The sequence below is a fragment of the Rothia nasimurium genome, from assembly GCF_014217215.1.
GTDB lineage: Bacteria > Actinomycetota > Actinomycetes > Actinomycetales > Micrococcaceae > Rothia > Rothia avistercoris.
Genome location: NZ_CP056080.1, coordinates 1,646,290 through 1,665,068, shown reverse-complemented (window position 1 = coordinate 1,665,068; position 18,779 = coordinate 1,646,290). Strand labels below are relative to the sequence as shown.

The 18,779-nt window shown below is 59.9% G+C and carries 12 protein-coding genes and 1 pseudogene; 9 read left to right on the top strand and 4 right to left on the bottom strand.

Translation table 11 applies throughout. The annotated features are described in order from the left end of the window. Positions 1-25 precede the first annotated feature (25 nt). Positions 26-928: a LysR family transcriptional regulator gene (locus tag HWU94_RS07575; protein ID WP_185173180.1), complete on the bottom strand. Its 903-nt coding sequence runs from the start codon at positions 926-928 to the stop codon at positions 26-28. 177 nt (positions 929-1,105) lie between these two features. On the opposite strand from HWU94_RS07575, the gene HWU94_RS07570 reads away from it, so the two are divergent. Then, a complete protein-coding gene (locus HWU94_RS07570; RefSeq protein WP_185173179.1) occupies positions 1,106-4,591 on the top strand; it encodes a proline dehydrogenase family protein in 3,486 nt (1,161 codons plus the stop codon). Positions 4,592-5,530: 939 nt separating this feature from the next. Here the strand turns inward: HWU94_RS07570 and HWU94_RS11780 are convergent. Beyond that, positions 5,531-5,911, bottom strand: a pseudogene (locus tag HWU94_RS11780) (RHS repeat-associated core domain-containing protein); the annotation flags it as partial. 246 nt (positions 5,912-6,157) lie between these two features. On the opposite strand from HWU94_RS11780, the gene gcvH reads away from it, so the two are divergent. The 4 genes from gcvH to HWU94_RS07545 all read left to right on the top strand — a co-directional run bounded on the left by gcvH (position 6,158) and on the right by HWU94_RS07545 (position 8,841). Then, complete coding sequence (gene gcvH / locus HWU94_RS07560) at positions 6,158-6,544, top strand: glycine cleavage system protein GcvH (RefSeq protein ID WP_185173178.1); 387 nt, start codon at positions 6,158-6,160, stop codon at positions 6,542-6,544. 276 nt (positions 6,545-6,820) lie between these two features. Then, positions 6,821-7,261 carry an FHA domain-containing protein gene (locus HWU94_RS07555; RefSeq protein ID WP_185173177.1) on the top strand — a complete coding sequence of 147 codons (441 nt, stop codon included), beginning with the start codon at positions 6,821-6,823 and terminating at the stop codon, positions 7,259-7,261. 2 nt (positions 7,262-7,263) lie between these two features. After that, complete coding sequence (locus HWU94_RS07550; protein WP_185173176.1) at positions 7,264-8,019, top strand: MerR family transcriptional regulator; 756 nt, start codon at positions 7,264-7,266, stop codon at positions 8,017-8,019. Between the two features lie 228 nt (positions 8,020-8,247). Then, positions 8,248-8,841, top strand: coding sequence for a MerR family transcriptional regulator (locus HWU94_RS07545; protein ID WP_185174822.1), 594 nt, complete (start codon positions 8,248-8,250; stop codon positions 8,839-8,841). A 58-nt stretch (positions 8,842-8,899) separates the two neighbouring features. Here HWU94_RS07545 and HWU94_RS07540 read toward each other — a convergent pair whose 3' ends face one another. Beyond that, entirely contained in the window at positions 8,900-9,745 is an 846-nt protein-coding gene (locus tag HWU94_RS07540) for a ParA family protein (protein WP_185174821.1), read from the bottom strand. Between the two features lie 291 nt (positions 9,746-10,036). Between HWU94_RS07540 and HWU94_RS07535 the strand changes: the two genes are divergently transcribed. From HWU94_RS07535 to HWU94_RS07525, 3 genes are all read left to right on the top strand, one after another. Then, positions 10,037-13,486 (top strand): pyruvate carboxylase, encoded by a 3,450-nt coding sequence (locus HWU94_RS07535; protein ID WP_185173175.1) that lies wholly within the window; start codon positions 10,037-10,039, stop codon positions 13,484-13,486. Between the two features lie 167 nt (positions 13,487-13,653). Next, on the top strand, positions 13,654-13,872 hold the full coding sequence (locus tag HWU94_RS07530) for a hypothetical protein (RefSeq protein WP_185173174.1): 219 nt from the start codon (positions 13,654-13,656) through the stop codon (positions 13,870-13,872). Between the two features lie 56 nt (positions 13,873-13,928). Continuing rightward, the gene (locus HWU94_RS07525) at positions 13,929-15,335 is read left to right on the top strand and encodes a mycothione reductase (protein ID WP_185173173.1); all 1,407 of its coding nucleotides are present in this window, start codon (positions 13,929-13,931) and stop codon (positions 15,333-15,335) included. A 60-nt stretch (positions 15,336-15,395) separates the two neighbouring features. Here HWU94_RS07525 and HWU94_RS07520 read toward each other — a convergent pair whose 3' ends face one another. Next, positions 15,396-17,510, bottom strand: coding sequence for a long-chain fatty acid--CoA ligase (locus HWU94_RS07520; protein ID WP_244955927.1), 2,115 nt, complete (start codon positions 17,508-17,510; stop codon positions 15,396-15,398). 346 nt (positions 17,511-17,856) lie between these two features. Between HWU94_RS07520 and HWU94_RS07515 the strand changes: the two genes are divergently transcribed. Then, the gene (locus tag HWU94_RS07515; RefSeq protein WP_185173172.1) at positions 17,857-18,600 is read left to right on the top strand and encodes a 1-acyl-sn-glycerol-3-phosphate acyltransferase; all 744 of its coding nucleotides are present in this window, start codon (positions 17,857-17,859) and stop codon (positions 18,598-18,600) included. Positions 18,601-18,779: the final 179 nt, after the last annotated feature.

The following is an 18,779-nucleotide window of genomic DNA, read 5'->3' as shown; positions in this document are numbered from 1 at the left end:
GTTGAGTTCTATGCCCGTCTGCCCTTTAGGGTAGGCGGGCAACTGCGTTTTGGAGGGCTTCTTTGACTGCCTGGATTGCTGGCTGGCCGGTGCTTTCGGCGCGGGTGGCCATGAAGATTTTTCGTGAGGGCGCATCGGGCAGGGGCAGGGCTTTGACACCGTAGGTTTCCTTTAGTTCTTTGCCCTGGGCTGGGAGTGCGAAGCTGGGCATGATGGCGGCCGCCCCGGTCGCTGCTAGTTGCAGGTGAGCGTTGAGGTCATCAATCACATAGCGGATGTGCGGCTCAAAGCCTGCCGCCCGGCACTGGTTAATACCCCAGATGCGGGAGGTGTTGTGCTCGCCCTCAAAAACCCAGGGGAGCGCGCTTGCATCGGTCAGCTGTTCGACGGGGCTGTCCTGGGCAACAACTAGCTGGAGCGTATCCAGGGTCAGCAGGTCATAGGTTAGGTCCGGGTATTCGGGAATGTAGTGGTGGGGGTAGGACTCGGCAATAACCACATCGAACTCCCGGCTACGGGTCAGCGACAGGCCGGTTTCCGGGTCAATCTGCACTACGTGGAGCTGAACCTGGGGCGCATGGTCTGCCAGGTGCTCAAGTACACCGGTGAGCAGGGCGTGCGCGGCTGACTGAAAGATAGCTAGCTTGACCTGACCGGTGGGAACCCCGTCCAGAAGGGTAATGCGGGTGCGGGCGGCGTCCAGCTCCTTCAAAATATTGCGGGTGCTCTCCACCAGAATTAGAGCCTCGGTGGTCAGCTCCACCCGGCGCCCCACCTTACGCAGCAGGGGAGTGCCCATCTCTTTTTCCAGGGTGGTGATCTGCTGAGATATAGCGGAGGACGTCAGGTGCAGGGCTTTAGCGGTCGCGGCGAGCGTGCCTCGCTCGTGGATCTCAAGCAGCATGGCCAGGCGGCGCAGGTCGTACATGGGGCACTCCTCAGGAAGGGGTGAATAGCGTCACGAATACAGATTAGCAGAACTAAACGTACTGCCTAAATAATATTCATTTTTTCTAATAGTGTAACTTGCACCCAAAGATGGTGAAATGGATAACAAGCAACAAGTTCACCCCGCCCTCGTGCGGGCTAGCAGGAGGTACCACCCTTGGCACAGCCTTTTAGCGATACCCACCACCAGCAGCTAGCTGACCAGGCCGTCCAGCTCGTCGCCGACTGGGTCAAAGCAGCCCAGAACATCCCCGCCGACCCCGCAGCAGAGAAGCTGGCCGGTGTCCTGAAGGACCCCAACGGTCTTGACTTCACCGTAGGCTTCGTCGACGGCGTGGTGCGCCCCGAAGATCAGGCCGTTGCCGGTAAGAACCTGGGCCGTATCGCCCCCATCGTCCCCTCCTTCCTACCCTGGTACATGAAGAGCGCCGTAGGGCTGGGTGGCAAGCTGGCCGCTAAGGCCTCCTGGCCCACCGTGCCGATCGCCCGCACCGTCCTGCGTCAGATGGTTGGTCACCTGATTGTCGATGCCCGCGACGAAAAGCTGGGCCCCGCCATCAAGCACCTCACCTCAACCGGCAACAAGCTCAACATCAACTTGCTCGGTGAAGCAGTGCTCGGTGACCGCGAAGCAGAGCGTCGCCTGACCGAAACCAAGCGTCTGCTGGCCCGCGACGATGTCGACTACGTCTCCATCAAGGTGTCCTCTGTTTCTGGCCCTCACTCCCACTGGGCCTTCGAAGAAGTCGTGGACGAAGCCGTCCGCCGCCTCACCCCCCTCTACGAGCTGGCCGCCAACTCTCCCGCCCAGAAGTTCATCAACCTGGACATGGAAGAGTACAAGGACCTCGATATGACCATCGAGGTCTTCACCAAGATCCTTGACCAGCCCCACCTGAAGAACCTTGAAGCCGGTATCGTGCTCCAGGCCTACCTACCCGATACCCTGGCCGCTATGCAGCGCCTACAGGAATGGGCCGCCAAGCGCGTTGAGGCCGGCGGTGCCCGCATCAAGGTCCGCCTGGTTAAGGGCGCCAACCTCTCCATGGAAAAGGTTGAAGCCGCTGTACACGGTTGGCCCCTGACCACCTGCGACTCCAAGCAGGACTCAGACACCAACTACAAGCGCATCCTCAACTACGCCCTGCAGCCCGAGCACACCAAGAACATCCGCCTGGGCGTTGCCGGCCACAACCTCTTCGACGTCGCCTTCGCCCTACTGCTGGCTGAAGACCGCGGTGTTGAAAAGGACATCGAGTTTGAGATGCTCATCGGCATGGCCTCCCAGCAGGCCGAGGTTATTCGCCAGCGCGTAGGTCACCTGCTGCTCTACACCCCCGTAGTGCGCCCCGAAGAGTTCGACGTTGCTATCTCCTACCTGGTTCGCCGCCTGGAAGAAAACGCCTCAAGTGAGAACTTCATGAGTGCCGTCTTCGACCTCGACTCTTCACCCGCCCTCTTTGAGCGCGAGAAGAACCGCTTCCTGCGCTCCCTGAATGAGGTCACCGACGAGGTCCAGCCCCCGCAGCGCACCCAGAACCGTCTGGAAGAAACCGAAGAGAACGTCTTCAAGCCTGCCGACGGCACCTTCGAAAACACCCCCGATACCGATCCCGCTCTGGCCGGTAACCGCGAGTGGGGCCGCGCCATCCTGGAGCGTTCAAAGACCACCCAGATCGGTATCGAAACACTGGCCGCCAATGAGCTGGGTTCTGCTGAGGACGCCGAAACCCTGGTTGCCGAGACCGTGGCAGCTGGCGAGGCGTGGGGTGCCCGCCCCGCTTCAGAGCGTGCTGAGATTCTGCGTAAGGTAGCGGTAGCCCTGGCAGTACGCCGCGGCGACTTCATGGAAATCATGGCTCACGAGGCTGGCAAGACCCTGGACCAGGGCGACGTTGAAGTCTCAGAAGCCGTTGACTTTGCCTACTACTACGCCATGCTGGCAGAGCGCCTCGACTCGGTAGACGGCGCCCAGCATCACCCGGTTAAGCTGACCCTGGTCATCCCGCCGTGGAACTTCCCCACCGCGATCCCCGTCGGTGGCGTTATCTCAGCCCTGGCAGCGGGTTCAGCGGTTATCTTCAAGCCCGCCTCCAACACCGCCCGCATCGGTGCTCTCATTGCTGAGGTACTGTGGGAAGCTGGCGTACCCCGCGAGGCCCTGCGCCTGGTCAAGGTCACCGACCGCGACGCCGGTTCAAAGATGATTGCCCACCCCGCCGTTGACCGCCTGATTCTGACCGGTGGTTACGAGACCGCCGAGATGTTCCGATCCTGGCGTAAGGACCTGCCCCTCTTCGGCGAGACCTCCGGCAAGAACTCCATCATCGTCACCCCCAATGCCGACCTCGACCTGGCGGTCAAGGACGTCGTCTACTCAGCCTTCGGCCACGCAGGCCAGAAGTGCTCGGCTGCATCCACCGTGATTCTGGTTGGTTCGGTAGGGGAGTCCAAGCGCTTCTACAACCAGCTGGTTGACGCCGTGAAGTCCCTGCACGTTGCCCACCCCCAGGACATCGAATCAGAAATGGGCCCCGTTATTGAGAAGCCCGAGGGCAAGCTCAAGCGAGGTCTGACCACCCTGGGTGAGGGCGAAACCTGGATCATCAAGCCCGAACAGCTCGATGAGACCGGCCGCCTCTGGTCACCCGGTGTGCGCGCAGGCGTCAAGCCCGGCAGCGAATACCATCTGACAGAGTACTTCGGCCCCATCCTGGGCGTCATGAAGGCCGCTACCCTCGAAGAGGCTATCGAACTGCAGAACGCCACCGACTACGGTCTGACCGCTGGCTTGCACTCCCTTGACTCCGGCGAGCTGGAACTTTGGCTCTCTAAGGTTCAGGCAGGTAACCTCTACGTCAACCGCGGCATCACCGGCGCTATCGTGCAGCGTCAGCCCTTCGGCGGCTGGAAGAAGTCAACCGTAGGTTCCGGCACCAAGGCCGGTGGCCCCAACTACCTGGTTGCCCTCTCTGACTGGGAGACCGCAGAGTCCACCGCCACTACCGCCCCCTCACACGCGGGCGTCCGCTCCATCCTGGCTGCCCTGCGCGAGCCCACTGCCACCAACGACGGCTCCCTTGACATGCTGGTCCGTGCGGCTAGCTCCGATGCTGAAGCCTGGGGCACTGAGTTCGGTGTGGGGCACGACCCCAGCCAGCTGGGCGTTGAGCGCAACATCCTGCGCTACCTGCCCACCACCGTCCAGGTGCGTCTGGATGAGGACGGCGACCGCGACCGCGCCCTGCGCGTCCTGCTGGCAGGTGTAGCAGCCGGTGCCACCATCGAGTTCTCCACAGGCCAGAGCATCCCGGTGGCTGTTGCCGGCGCCCTGCGCGGTGCGGGCGTCACCCTGGTTGAGCAGAACGACGCCGCCTACCGTGCTTCGCTGGCCAAGATTGCAAAGACCCCCTCAAAGCAGCTTGAGGGAACCGTCTTCGAAGGTGCCCGCATCCGCTACATCGGTAGCGACGCCACCAGCATCTACGAGGCACTCGACGGCCGACCCGACATCGCGGTCTACTACCAGCCTGTTACCGAAGCCGGCCGCATCGAGATGCTGCCCTTCGTCCGTGAGCAGGCAGTCTCCATCACCGCCCACCGCTTCGGCAACCCCTACAAGTTCTCTGAGGGTGTTATCTAAGAGGTCTAGGTAAGGACGCCCCACCCCGCTTCCCCTGCGCAGGGAAGTGGGGTGGGGCGTCCTTTTTATTTAAGAGAAAACCGGGCCGTTTCGGTGGCGCCCGCCACCAGCACCTGTACCCTGTGTCATATAACGAGTTATCTATAGAATTTTGCACTAGGGACGTTCAATACTGTTGAGATAGCAGAGGAAATAACATGGGTAACACTGATGCCCATATCCAGGAAAGCCCGGGACGTCGGTAAAAGGTAGCAGCATATACACCCACAACACCCTACCTAAAATGTCAGCTACCCCGAATAAACTCGGAACTAGAAATAAGTACCCAATGATGAGAGGTGACGGTTCATGAGCAAGGACGACGCAACGCCCAAAAGGATAAGCGAGCACACCAGGATAACCGGGGCCAGAGCAACATCTATGAAACCGGTTTTACCAATCAAAATGAGGCCAATAAAGCCACCACACAGGGATACCATGAGAATGAAAAAAATTTTTATTTTCACAATTCAACAATATTATCACAATCCTTTGTGATAAAAATATTTCCCAGCACCCAAGGTGTGCTGGGAAATATTTTTCTTAATAGGAATAGCCTACTGGGCAGATAAGAATAATATAAAAGCAATTATTGACCCAACTAGGGGCAATCCAACTCTATTGCAAATCTGCGCCACTCTAGTGGTCCCTAATGGGGTAGAAAATGGCGAGTATGGCACATCTTCATCTATTCCATACTTATTAATAAAATGAATTTGCACTATAGATATTAAAAACGCAATGATAGAAAATGATAAAAAAATATAATTCATTATTCGAGTGGCATCCCTATTGTTACTATTGCCGAACAACCGAGTCCAGCACCTGTGGTTAAATTAGCTTGGCCGTCAGCTTTCGGATTCATCGCATCAATAAATATTCCACCGTTGGCTCCAAAACCTAAAGCTCCACCGCATGTACCAGATGTCCCAAGCGACTCTTCGTTTGATGGTTCTGCTCCGGTGTGCCCCATATAACCTTCAACTGATGCTCTGGGGCCAAGACCAAATCCAACATTCCAATTTTAACATCTGTATCGTCGCTCCAGGTAGCTCCGATACTGAAGCAAGCGACGAAACAGAAGTTAGCGCCACCCTGCCATGCACGGCCCGTGGGATCAAAATTATTCACCGGATCAGAACCCGCATACGCATAACGATTAGCATTATTAGGATCCAACGGAGCATCCAAAGAATCCTGCTGAGTCCACACCCCCTGCCGAGGATCATAGAACCGAACACCAAACAGATAACGCCCCGTACCACCACGATCAACTAAACCAAAACGATACCGGAACGGATCAAACTGATATGTACTTGGTTCTGACCGCTACAGATAACCAAGTTACCGACGTTGTCAATTTGTCCCTAAACAATCTTGAGTAACTAAGGTTGTACGCACTATTAGGCTACAGATAAAATCGTTAGGTGAGAGCTCCTTCTCCCTCGTCGGAGCTCATCTCGTCGAGTTTCACGCACCTCGATCGGCACTCCCACAAAAGTCCCACCAAAGAAAAGGACACCTCCGATGAGCAACGTTCCTGCAGAACTCAAGTACACCAAAGAGCACGAGTGGGTCAGCGAACTCACCGCTGATGGCACCGTCCGCATCGGTGTTACCGATCACGCACAGAGCGAACTGGGCGACGTCGTCTACGTCGACCTGCCCGAGGTAGGCGAAACCATCGACGCAGAAGCAACCTTCGGCGAAATCGAATCTACCAAGAGCGTCTCCGACCTCTTTGCCCCCATCGCCGGTGAAGTTGTTGCCGTCAACGAAGACCTGGCAGATGCCCCCGAAACCGTGAACTCAGACCCCTACGGTGCGGGCTGGCTCATCGAGGTTCGCCCCAGTGACGCCGCAGACCTCGAAGGTCTGCTTTCAGCTGCCGACTACGAGGCAGAAATCGCCTAAAACCCGGCAGTAGCACCACGCTATGAGCCCGCGTAAGGGTCGTCTTTTCCACAGGAAAAGGCGGCCCTTTTGCTCTAGGTAAAAAACAGGAAAATTTGGTGAGAGAACACGGTGCGAACCGGGCAGAATAGAAGCGAAATGGCTAAGATTAAACGAACGGTTCACTGTTTACCATTTCGTGACCTTGGACCGTCTGCACAAGACCACACATAACCGCGAGACACAGGCACAGTACGGGCGTAGCCCCGCCGCCCGAAGACATAAGGACGTAACCGTATGGCTCAGCACGAAGCACACCCGCCCACAAACACCATCGCTATGGTAGCCCTGGGAGTATCCCAGTCCCACAACCCCACCCCCGAAGAACGTGACTTACTGGCAACCCTGCCCGCTGGCTCAGCCGTCCTCATCGGTCTCGATGGCCAGTTCAAGGGCGCCCGCTTCCTCCTGAACCCCGAAACCGACGAAGACGGCGCTGACCTGCCCATCATCGCAGGCCGTAGCCCCGAATCAGACATTTACCTCGACGACGTCACCGTCTCCCGCCGTCACGCCCTCTTCATCCCCAACGCGGGCAGCTTTATCCTGACCGACGCTGACTCCCTGAACGGTACCTACGTGAATAAGGACCGCGTGGATGAGGCCTACCTGCGCACCGGCGACGAAATCTACATCGGTAAGTTCCACTTCGCCTTCTACCAGGGCCAGGGGAAGTAACCATGGCTCAGGCTCACTCTGCTGAAACTGCTGGGGTAAAAAATAAGACCATCGGCCAGGTGCTCAGCGCCCTCCAAGGGGAATTTGAGGGCATTAGCGCCTCGAAGATTCGCTTTCTTGAAGATAAGGGTCTGGTGAGCCCGCAGCGTACCAATACCGGTTACCGTAAGTACTCCGAAGAAGATATCGAGCGCCTGCGTTTTGTGCTGCAGCTACAGCGCGACCAGTACCTACCGCTTAAGGTGATTCGCCAGCGCCTGGCAGACATCGACGCGGGGCTAGCACCCGCCCCTGGCAGCGAACCTGCCGAGGGGCAGGGGGGCGGGGCGGACGCGTCCGTGCAACCGGGTGTCGAAGAGCTGCCGAGCGCCCGCCCGGCAGTCGAGGCAGAACCTGCCCGCACCTACACCCTGCGTGAGCTGGGTCAGGAAGCCGGGGTCGATATGCCCCTGCTACGCGAGCTCATGAACTACGGCCTGCTGGCAGACAATAAAGAAGAATACGACCAGTACGACCTCGCCGTCACCAGGGTGAGCGATCAGCTCACCGCCCACGGCCTACACCCGCGCCACCTGCGAGCCTTCCGCGCTGCAGCCGACCGTGAAGTCGACCTGGTAGAAACTGCGGTGGGCCCCCTGGCCCTGCGCAAGGACGAAGAATCCCAGGCCCGCGCTGCTGAACTCGCCGGTGATATTGCCCAGCTACTGCTCCGCCTGCACATGGCCCTGGTTGCCGGGAGCATGCCCAGCTTCGACTAGCCTCACCTATCGTTGCACGATGGGGCACCGGGTAAACGTGGTCTGTCTTAATGACCAGAACCACGTTAAAACGCCGGTACCCCTGCCGACCGATTAACCGGCAAAAGGGTTACTGGGCAGGTAGGATAAGAGAGTCCATGATCAGTTCAAGGGAAGGAACCTCAAACCGTGACACAGTACAACGGTGACCCTAGCGCCCCCGTCGCGCTTCGAGGCGTACCTGCCCCCATGGATCAGCCCCTGTTGGGCTTCGAAGACGTTATGCCCCGCACCTCCCCGGTGGGTGAGCAGGGCGTTCTCTTTGATGATCCCGTTTCTCTAGTCGATGAGAACCTTGGCTACCGCGGGCCCACCGCCTGCAAGGCAGCGGGCATTACCTACCGCCAGCTCGACTACTGGGCCCGCACCCACCTGGTGGAACCCACCGTCCGCTCGGCCCAGGGTTCTGGCTCCCAGCGTCTTTACTCCTTCCGCGATGTGCTGGTACTCAAGATTGTTAAGAGCCTGCTCGACACCGGCGTATCCCTGCAGCAGATTCGCACCTCGGTCGACCACCTGCGTTCCCGCGGCGTTGAGGATCTTGCCGGAATCACCCTGATGTCTGATGGTGCTTCGGTCTACGAATGCACCTCGGCATCTGAGGTAATTGACCTGGTACAGGCAGGCCAGGGCGTCTTCGGCATCGCTATCGGCCGCGTCTGGCGCGAACTGGAAGTATCGCTGAGCGAACTGCCCGGCGAAAGTACCGCCCAGGAAATCCAGGCAGAGACCGAGATCCACGACGAACTTTCGGCCCGCCGAGCCCGCAAAGCCGGCGCCTAAAGAAGATAGAGAACTACCCCGCCTCGCAGATGTGATGGCGGGGTAGTTTTTTGCTGCGCTAACGGGGAGGGCACGGGCTCACGGCGAATCTCTCAGTACCTGTGTCGTACAGGCCCGCCAGCAGCGCGGTAAAGGCGCTGGCAAGTTCCTGGGCTTCTTCCTCGGGCCAGTAGTGCACCGGGTAGGCAGACCCCTGAATGCGCTGGAGCAGGTGCGTCTCGGGCAGGATAGTCTCAGCGACCAGATCGCCAAAGAGCACCTTCATTTCCTCGATGCGGTAGTCGTGCTCGGGGTCGCCTGCGCGTACCTTATTAATCACGATGGAAGCCGAATCCACGGCATAGGGAGTATTGGCTTCGAAACGGGCGATAGCGCGCAGGGTGCGCTCGGAGCCCGCGACGGAGAAGAGAGAGGGCTCGGCGACAGACAGCACCCGGGCAGAGGCAGCCCACGCCATCTCGGTGAGACGGCCCAGGGTGGGCGGGCAGTCGATGAGAATCAGGTCAAAGCTCTCACGGACAGGCTCAAGGAGGTCTGCCAGGCGGGGGAGCAGGGTGGCTGAGTCGAGCTGCTCTAGGGCGGTGAGACGGGCGGACGCGCGCCCAACCCAGGTACCTGCGTCCAGCCCGGTGCGGGAGGCGTTGCCTAGGCTACCGAGGGCAGCCCACGAAGCCGGGACGAGCTCGTCCGCCAGGGAATAATCGGAAGGAGCGAGCAAAATGGTGCCCATGTCGGTGCCTTCAGCGGTGTTCACGCCGAGGCCGGTTGAGGCGTCCCCGTGGGGGTCGAGGTCGATGACGAGGGTGCGCAGGCTGCTTGCCTGAGCAGCGGACGCCAGCCCCAACACGACCGATGTTTTGCCTACGCCGCCTTTTAGACTGCTGATACTTACCACGCTGCTCATTGCCACGAAAGCCTCTCAAATTCGGCGGATACACACTGACCTTCTATGCTACCGAAGAGGTGTGCCAGCTACGGCCAAGCGGCGTAGAAAGTCAGGCAAGCTCACAGTGAGCAACAAGGCACTGTGTAGCCATGCTCACAATAAAATCTTTTCATTACGTCCCGCATCACAAAAAATGAGACAAAACCAGGTGCTTTAGGAAGTCTAAAGATATATTTGAGGTGTTCACACACGAACTGTGGCTTAGCCTCACCGCACCCCGCTGTGCTGGGTGGGGCGGAACGGAAGAAAATGTTTTCAAAGATTCTGGTCGCTAACCGCGGCGAAATCGCAATCCGCGCCTACCGCGCGGCCTACGAGCTCGGCGCTAAGACCGTCGGCGTCTTCCCCTACGAAGACCGCCACTCCATTCACCGCCAGCAGGCTGATGAGGCCTACCCGATTGGTGAAGAGGGCCATCCCGTCCGTGCCTACCTCGATGTTGAGGAGATTATTCGCGTCGCCAAAGAAGCCGGCGCTGATGCCATCTACCCGGGTTACGGCTTCCTCTCGGAGAACCCTGATCTAGCGCGCGCCGCCGCGGATGCCGGTATCACCTTCATCGGCCCCCCGCCGGAGGTTCTAGAACTGGCCGGTAACAAGGTTGAGGCACTGAAGGCCGCCCGCCGTGCCGGTATCCCGGTACTCAAGTCCACCGAGCCCAGCGCCGACGTTGAAAAACTGCTGGCTGAGGCTGAAGAAATTGGCTTCCCCATCTTCGTCAAGGCTGTTGCCGGTGGTGGTGGCCGCGGTATGCGCCGCGTTGAGAAGCGTGAAGACCTGCGCCCCGCTATGGAAGCGGCTATGCGCGAGGCCGATACCGCTTTCGGTGACCCCACTGTCTTCCTTGAGCAGGCAGTGCTGCGCCCCCGCCACATTGAGGTGCAGATCCTTGCCGACGGTGAGGGCAATATCGTTCACCTCTTTGAGCGTGACTGCTCCCTGCAGCGCCGCCACCAGAAGGTCGTTGAGATCGCCCCCGCCCCCAACCTTGATGAAGAGATCCGTCAGGCCCTCTTCCGCGACGCTGTCAAGTTTGCCAAGGAACTGGGCTACGTGAACGCCGGTACCGTGGAGTTCCTGGTCGATACCGCCGGTGAACGCGCTGGCCAGCACGTCTTTATCGAGATGAATCCCCGTATCCAGGTTGAGCACACCGTGACCGAAGAAGTCACCGACGTTGACCTGGTGCAGTCCCAGATGCGTATTGCTGCCGGTGAGACCCTGGAAGACCTGGGCATCCGCCAGGAAGACCTGCGTGTGCGCGGCTTTGCCCTGCAGTCCCGCATCACCACCGAAGACCCGGCGAACGGCTTCCGCCCCGACGTTGGCAAGGTTACCTACTACCGCTCAGCCGGTGGCTCTGGCATCCGCCTGGACGGCGGCACCGTCTACACCGGCGCCCAGATTTCACCCCACTTCGACTCCATGCTGGTCAAGCTCACCTGCCGTGGCCGCACCTTTGAGGACGCCGTCCGCCGCGCTTCTCGTGCCCTGGCCGAGTTCCGTATTCGCGGCGTCGCCACCAACATCCCCTTCATCAAGGCCGTGCTCGAAGACCCCACCTTCCGTGCTGGTGACGTCTCCACCCCCTTCATCGATGAGCACCCCGAGCTGCTGACCAAGAAGCCTTCCGCCGACCGCGGCACCAAGGCCCTGCAGTACCTGGCAAATGTCACCGTGAATAAGCCCCACGGCGAGCGTATCGAGGGCCTTGATCCCCGCTGGAAGCTACCTTCCTTCCCCGGCGATAAGACCGAAGAGCCCTACCGCTCACCCTTCGACGCTTCCACCCACGAACCCCCGGCAGGCTGGCGTCAGCGTCTGCTCGAACTGGGCCCCGAAGGGTTCGCCAAGGCTGTACGCGACACCAAGGAAGTGCTGATTACCGACACCACCTTCCGTGACGCCCACCAGTCCCTGCTGGCCACCCGCGTCCGCACCCGCGACCTGCTGGCCGCAGCGCCCGCAGTAGCCCACGTGACCCCCGAGCTCTTCTCTGTAGAAGCCTGGGGCGGTGCAACCTACGACGTCGCCCTGCGCTTCCTCTCCGAGGATCCCTGGGAGCGCCTAGCCCACCTGCGTGCGGCCATGCCCAACCTGCCCATCCAGATGCTGCTGCGCGGCCGCAACACCGTGGGCTACACCCCGTACCCCACCGAGGTCACCGACGCATTCGTCAAGGAAGCAGCTGAGACCGGCATCGATATCTTCCGTATCTTCGACTCCCTCAACGACGTCTCCCAGATGACCCCGGCTATCAAGGCCGTGCGTGCCACCGGCACCGCAGTTGCCGAGGTCGCTATCTGCTACACCGGCGATATGCTGGACCCTGCAGAGCAGACCTACACCCTGGACTACTACCTGAACCTGGCTGACCAGGTGGTAGAAGCCGGCGCCCACATCCTTGCCATCAAGGACATGGCCGGTCTGCTGCGTCCGGAAGCTGCCCGCCGACTGGTCACCGCCCTGCGCGAGCGCTTCGACCTGCCCGTGCACCTGCACACCCACGACACCGCAGGCGGTCAGGTCGGCACCCTGCTTGCCGCTGTTGAGGCTGGGGTGGATGTTGTTGACGTGGCTTCAGCCTCCATGGCAGGTACCACCTCCCAGCCGTCCTTCTCAGCCCTGGTCGGCGCCCTCCAGTACACCGACCGCGCCCCCTCCATCACCCTGGACGCTGCCTGTGCACTGGAACCCTACTGGGAGGCCGTCCGCACCATCTACAAGCCCTTCGAGATGGGTCTGTCATCGCCCACCGGTCGTGTCTACACCCACGAAATCCCCGGTGGCCAGCTCTCCAACCTGCGCGCTCAGGCAACCGCCCTGGGCCTGGGGGAGCGCTTCGAGGACATCGAGGATATGTACGCAGCTGCTGACCGTATGCTGGGGCATATCGTCAAGGTAACCCCCTCATCGAAGGTGGTTGGCGACCTCGCCCTGCAGCTGGTTGGCATGGGCGTCTCACCCGAGGACTTCGAGAAGGACCCGCAGAAGTTCGATATTCCCGACTCGGTGATTGGCTTCCTCAACGGCGAGCTGGGCACCCCGCCCGCTGGCTGGCCCGAGCCCTTCCGTACCCGTGCCCTGGAAGGCCGTAAGCTCTCCAAGCCCTCGGTCAACGACCTGTCAGCCGAAGATCTGGAAGCCCTGAACGGGGACTCAGCTACCCGCCGCGCCACCCTCAATCGCCTCCTCTTTGCCGGGCCCACCCGCGACTTTGAGAAGGCCTGCGAGGAATTCGGCGACCTGTCGATTCTGCACACCCGCGACTTCCTCTACGGCATGATGTTCAAACGCGAACACGTGATTTCGCTGGGTAAGGGCGTGCGCCTGATTGCAACCCTGCAGGCTATCTCAGAACCCGACGAAAAGGGCATGCGCGAGGTGATCTGCACCCTGAACGGCCAGCAGCGCACCGTCAACGTCCGCGACACCTCCGTTGAGTCCAACGTGAAGGAAGCTGAGAAGGCGGATGCTTCTAACCCCGGCCACATCGCAGCCCCCTTCGCTGGTGGTGTGTCTATCTCGGTCAAGCCCGGCGACGAAATCTCAGCCGGCGACCAGGTAGCTACCATCGAGGCCATGAAGATGGAAGCATCCATCACCTCAGCGGTCTCAGGTACCGTCGAGCGCGTTGTCTACAACGAGGTCTCCCAGGTGGCTGGTGGTGACCTGCTGATCGTGGTCAACGTCAAGTAACCCCGTATCAGGAATACCCAAGGGGCGGACGCCCGCACCTGGCTTGCGTAAGCTGGGGGCGAGCGTCCGCTCTTTTGCTCCCAGTACGGACCAGAAAAGTGCCGATTGTATGCGCCGTGCAAAAGGGTTTGGGGAGGAAACTGGTCCCTACCTGTAGGCTAGGAAGCATGAACGTAACTCACCTGATGATTATTGGTTTTGGCGCGATCCTGCTACTAGTCGGGGTGCTTGCTCCGCAGGGCGGCTGGAATATCTATGTGATGATTCTGGGCTTCCTGCACATCGTGGTCGGTAACGTGCTGGTTTTCCGCCAGATGCAGAAGAACTTCCGCGATAACGCAGAAGCTGCAGCACAGGCACGCAGTGGAGCTGACAGCCGGGAATGAAACCTTAGTCTATCCCGTTGAAAACCACAGACGTACCCCGCACGAAAGGTAGCCCCATGAGCTCACCCCGCCACTACGACCTCATCATTATCGGTTCTGGCTCCGGTAACTCCCTGCCCAACGAGGACTATGAGGGCAAGAAGATTGCCATCATCGACGGTGGCCGCTTCGGCGGTACCTGCCTCAACGTGGGCTGTATTCCCACCAAGATGTATGTCTACCCGGCCTCTAGCGTTGCCCGCGCTAAGGACGCTGCCCGTCTGGGTGTAGAGCTAGAGCACAAGCACACTGCCTGGCGGCAGATTCGCGACCGAATCTTTGGCCGCATCGACGCTATTAGCGAGGGTGGGCTGGCCTGGCGGAAGTCCCTTGAGAACGTGGATGTCTACGAGGAGTACGCTCAGCTGACTGGCCCCCGGAGCGTGGTTACTGCGTCCGGCCTTGAGCTGACCGCTGACCAGCTGGTGCTGGCTACCGGCTCCCGTGTTACCCTGCCGCAGGTCCCCGGTATCGACCTGCCCCAGGTGCATACCTCAGATACCGTCATGCGTATTGATGAGCTACCCGAGCGCGTGGTGGTCATCGGCGGCGGCTTTATCGCAGCCGAGTTCGCTCATGTATTCTCGGGTCTGGGCGCTCAGGTGACCCAGGCTGTGCGCTCAGACCGCCTGCTCCGCAGCCACGACGATACCATTGCCGAGATTTTTACCCGTGAGGCCGCCCGCCAGTGGGACCTGCGCACCAACCACGCCCTGAAGGCTATCGAGGCTGCCGACGACGGGTCTGTGACGGTGGTATTTGATGACGCCGGTGAGCGGGTTACTGTGCCCGCTGACCTGGTGCTGGTGGCAACGGGTCGCACCCCCAACTCCGATACCCTCGATGCTGCCACCTACTTTGATGTGGATGAGCGGGGCCTGGTGCAGGTGGATGATTACCAGCGGGTGCTCTCCGGCGGCCAGCCGGTCAAGGGCGTCTGGGCCCTGGGCGATGTGAGCTCCCCCTACCAGCTCAAGCACGTGGCGAACGCCGAGATGCGCACCGTGCAGTGGAATATCGTGCATCCCGACCAGCTACGTGCCACCGACCACCGCTATGTGCCCGCTGCTGTGTTCACTCACCCGCCCATTGCCGCTGTGGGCCTGACCGAAAGCCAGGCGCAGGAGCAGGCTGCGGTTGAAGGGTTTGAGATTACCGTCAAGGAGCAGAAGTTCGGCGACGTAGCCTACGGCTGGGCTATGGACGATAGTGAAGGCGTCTGCAAGCTCATCGCCCGCAAGGACACCGGTGAGCTGCTGGGTGCCCACCTTATCGGTGAGGAGTCACCCACCCTGATTCAGCCCCTGATTCAGGCCATGAGCTTTGGCTTGAGCGCCCGCGATATGGCCCGCGGCCAGTACTGGATCCACCCGGCCCTGACCGAGGTCGTGGAGAACGCCCTGCTGGGGCTTGAGCTCGACTAGCCTTCGACCCGCCTAACGCACGACCCCCGCTCCTGATAACAGGAACGGGGGTCGTGTACTTTACTGGGAGTCTTTTTCTATTTCGGTGACCTCTACCCAGTCACTAGCGGCCTTCTCAACCTGCTCGTCGGCACCTGAGTTGCTGGCGGCGTCCTTGTCCTTCGCTCCGGGTAGGGGAGCGACCTGCTGGATCTTATCTGCCAGCTCGTGCAGTTTCTGCCCCTGGGTCTCGGTGAACTCCTGAATCTTCTCAGCCTGAACAGCCTTGAACTGGTCCCATTTCTCGGTCTGCTCGGCACGTAGCTCCTGAACGCGCTCAGCGGTGTGAGCGGCGGTCTCAGACACGGTGGATTTGGTGCGGTTGTACATATCTTCAATATAGGAGTTGAAGTCAGCCAGCACCTGCTTGCGGCGAACCTTCATAGAGGGGGTCAGATGCCCCTCGGCCTCGGTGAAGTCCTTATCAAGAATTCGGAACTCGCGGATAGACTCGGCCTTCGACACAAAGGCGTTGGCGTCGTCGATGAACTTCTGGATAGCCTCACGGACGCGGGGGTTGGTGGAGGCCTCCTTGAGGGAGAGGGTGCGTGGCAGTCCGATGCGCTCGAGCTCATCGGGCAGGACGTCTGGGTCCAGGGTAATGAGTGCTGAGATGAAGGGCTTCTCGTCGCCCACCAGCATGGCCTGGGAGACGAAGGGGGACTGGCGCAGGCGGTCTTCGGCGGGTACCGGCATGACGTTCTTACCGCCGGCGGTCACAATGATTTCCTTCTTGCGGCCGGTAATAAAGATTTTGCCGTCATCGTCGATACGGGCCAGGTCGCCGGTGCGGAACCAGCCGTCCTCGGTGAAGGCAGCAGCGTTCTCTTCGGGGTTGTTGAGGTAGCCAGAGATCAGGCCGATGCCCTTGAACTCGAGTTCGCCGTCCTCAGCGATACGGGCAGAGCCACCGGGAATCAGGGTACCCACGTTGCCGATATCAAAGTTGCGGATGCGGCCAACGGCCAGGGGGGCGGTGGTCTCGGTCAGGCCGTAGCCCTCAACGACCTCGATGCCCACAGCGTGGTAGAAGTGGCCGTAGTGGGGGGCCAGGCGTCCGCCGCCGGATACCGCGAAGCGTACCTTGCCGCCCATGGCGTCGCGCAGCTTGGAGTAGACCAGTTTGTCATAGAACCTGTGCTGCAGGGTAAGGGCACGGGTCATCTTGCCCGCAATCTTGGCCTGGGACCACTTGATAGCGACGTCCACTGAGCGCTGGAAGAGCTTGGCGTTGACCTTACCGCCCTTCTCGGCTTTCTTGATAGCCCCCTCGTAGACCTTTTCAAAGACTCGCGGTACAACCAGCAGCATGGTGGGCTGGAAGGAGGCCAGGTCGGTGGAGAGGTTCTTGATGTTGGGGGCGTGGCCTACTGTCAGGCCCGCATCGAAGGCCAGCACCTGAATCAGGCGACCCAGCACGTGGGCCAGGGGTAGGAAGAGCAGGGTTGAGTTGGTCTCGTTGGCAATCTCGGGGATGGTGAGCTTGGTATTGGCAGAGAGACGGGCGAAGTTACCGTGGGTAATCGGGCAGGCCTTGGGGCGGCCGGTGGTGCCGGAGGTATAGACGATGGTCGCCACGGTATCGAGGTTGGCGAGGGACCGGCGTTCTTCCACGTCCTCATCAGAGATAGAAGAACCACCGGAGACCAGGGTGGGGAGAACCGAATCTTCGATCACCCAGACGTCCTTCAAAGCATCAAGGGAGAGCTCATCATCGGTGAGTTCACGAGCCTGCCCAATGACGTCTGCCAGTTTGCTGTTCTCAACGAAGATAGCCTTAGCGCCGGAATGAGATAGGGCCCAGGCAGCCTGGGCAGGAGATGAGGTCTCGTAGACGGGTACTGTCACAGCGCCTGCGTACCAGATAGCGAAGTCAATTAGGGTCCACTCGTAGCGGGTGCGGCTCATAATGCCAACGACGTCGCCCGCCCCAATACCTGCGGCCATAAGACCCTTGGCTAGATCAATGACCTGACGGCGGAAGTCCTTGGCTGTAACGGGCACCCAGTTGCCGGTCGATTTCTGCACCCGGTAGACCAGAGGATTACGGCTGTCCTGAGCGCGGCGTTCCACCATGTCGGTGATGTTGACTGCCGGATCAATAGTAACAATCTGGGGGGAGTGAATTTCTTTCACGGTGTTACCTTGTCTCTAACGGGCCTCGGCGGCGGGGGAGGGCTAAGGTGCGCTGGCAACGATGCCGGGCACGTGGTTCTTCCTCGCCATTTTACAGCCCGCCCCCGGCTAAAATCCTACTTTTGCGGGGTGTGACGCTCTGAGGGGAATAGCTTCACCGCCAGCGTAGTTTACTCATACTGACTAGTTCAGATAAGGAGCTAAGGTGAAGCAGCTTCGCTACGAGTCTGCTTCACCCTGTTTCTGAGCTGGTCGCCCTCGGGCATACAATATGTAGTGGAAAGCCGCTCGCTGACTGCTCTAGCCACGAGACCCCTGACATTGCCCTATCGCAAGGAGAGACACCATGTATATGCAGCTACGCACCGTGCTCAAGCCCTTCTTGCAGCGGGCCTATCATCACGAGGTCGTGGGGGCTGAAAATATCCCGGCAGCAAGCGGCGCTATTTTGGCAAGTAACCATGTGTCTTTTATTGACTCTATTTTCTTGCCTCTTGCGGCACCGCGTCAGGTGTTCTTCTTGGCTAAGTCAGATTATTTCACTACACCAGGTGTTAAGGGGCGTGTGATGAAGTGGTTTTTCACCTCGGTGGGCCAGCTACCTATTGACCGCTCCGGTGGCGCTAAATCAGCTGAATCTCTGGCTGCTGCCGTTGCTGCCCTACGAGAGGGAAAGCTGGTGGGGATCTACCCCGAGGGGACCCGTAGCCCCGATGGACGTCTGTACCGCGCCAAAATTGGTGTGGCCCGCCTAGCTCTAGAGGCCGGCGTCCCCATTATCCCCGTTGCCCAGTTCGGTAACGAGGATGTACAGGTTCCTGGCTCCAACCGCCTTCGCCTGCGGAAGGATGGCAAACCGATTCGGGTAAAGACCGTCATCGGCGAACCTATTGACGTGGCCCCCTATCTGGGGCGGGACGATGAATGGGCCGCCCAGCGGGAACTGGCAGACCGGGTGATTGAGCGGATTAGCCAGATGACCGGCCGCCCCATCACCCCGGTGTATGCGGCCGATGTAAAGAAGCTCATGACGGCTGAAAATATCAGCGCGGACGAGGCTACTGCGCGGCTTCTTGAAGCCCGCTCCTAGTGGGGCGCACCTGCCCAGGCACGGGCGTCCACTCAGACTTATGGCGGGGTCTTGCCCCAGCTAGGAGCTATATGTCACATCGTGGACATAGCTTTTGAACCCTCCCTACGAACCCCAATACTTTTGAATATAGAGACAGAGCCTTACCTCAAGATAGGCTCTAGCGACCACATACAAAG

Bases quoted from the DNA above. Each gene is read 5' to 3' on its own strand.
- HWU94_RS07575 (WP_185173180.1), bottom strand. From the start codon at position 928: ATGTACGACCTGCGCCGCCTGGCCATGCTGCTTGAGATCCACGAGCGA.
- gcvH (WP_185173178.1), top strand. From the start codon at position 6,158: ATGAGCAACGTTCCTGCAGAACTCAAGTACACCAAAGAGCACGAGTGG.
- HWU94_RS07555 (WP_185173177.1), top strand. From the start codon at position 6,821: ATGGCTCAGCACGAAGCACACCCGCCCACAAACACCATCGCTATGGTA.
- HWU94_RS07550 (WP_185173176.1), top strand. From the start codon at position 7,264: ATGGCTCAGGCTCACTCTGCTGAAACTGCTGGGGTAAAAAATAAGACC.
- HWU94_RS07545 (WP_185174822.1), top strand. From the start codon at position 8,248: ATGGATCAGCCCCTGTTGGGCTTCGAAGACGTTATGCCCCGCACCTCC.
- HWU94_RS07540 (WP_185174821.1), bottom strand. From the start codon at position 9,745: ATGAGCAGCGTGGTAAGTATCAGCAGTCTAAAAGGCGGCGTAGGCAAA.
- HWU94_RS07535 (WP_185173175.1), top strand. From the start codon at position 10,037: ATGTTTTCAAAGATTCTGGTCGCTAACCGCGGCGAAATCGCAATCCGC.
- HWU94_RS07530 (WP_185173174.1), top strand. From the start codon at position 13,654: ATGAACGTAACTCACCTGATGATTATTGGTTTTGGCGCGATCCTGCTA.
- HWU94_RS07525 (WP_185173173.1), top strand. From the start codon at position 13,929: ATGAGCTCACCCCGCCACTACGACCTCATCATTATCGGTTCTGGCTCC.
- HWU94_RS07515 (WP_185173172.1), top strand. From the start codon at position 17,857: ATGTATATGCAGCTACGCACCGTGCTCAAGCCCTTCTTGCAGCGGGCC.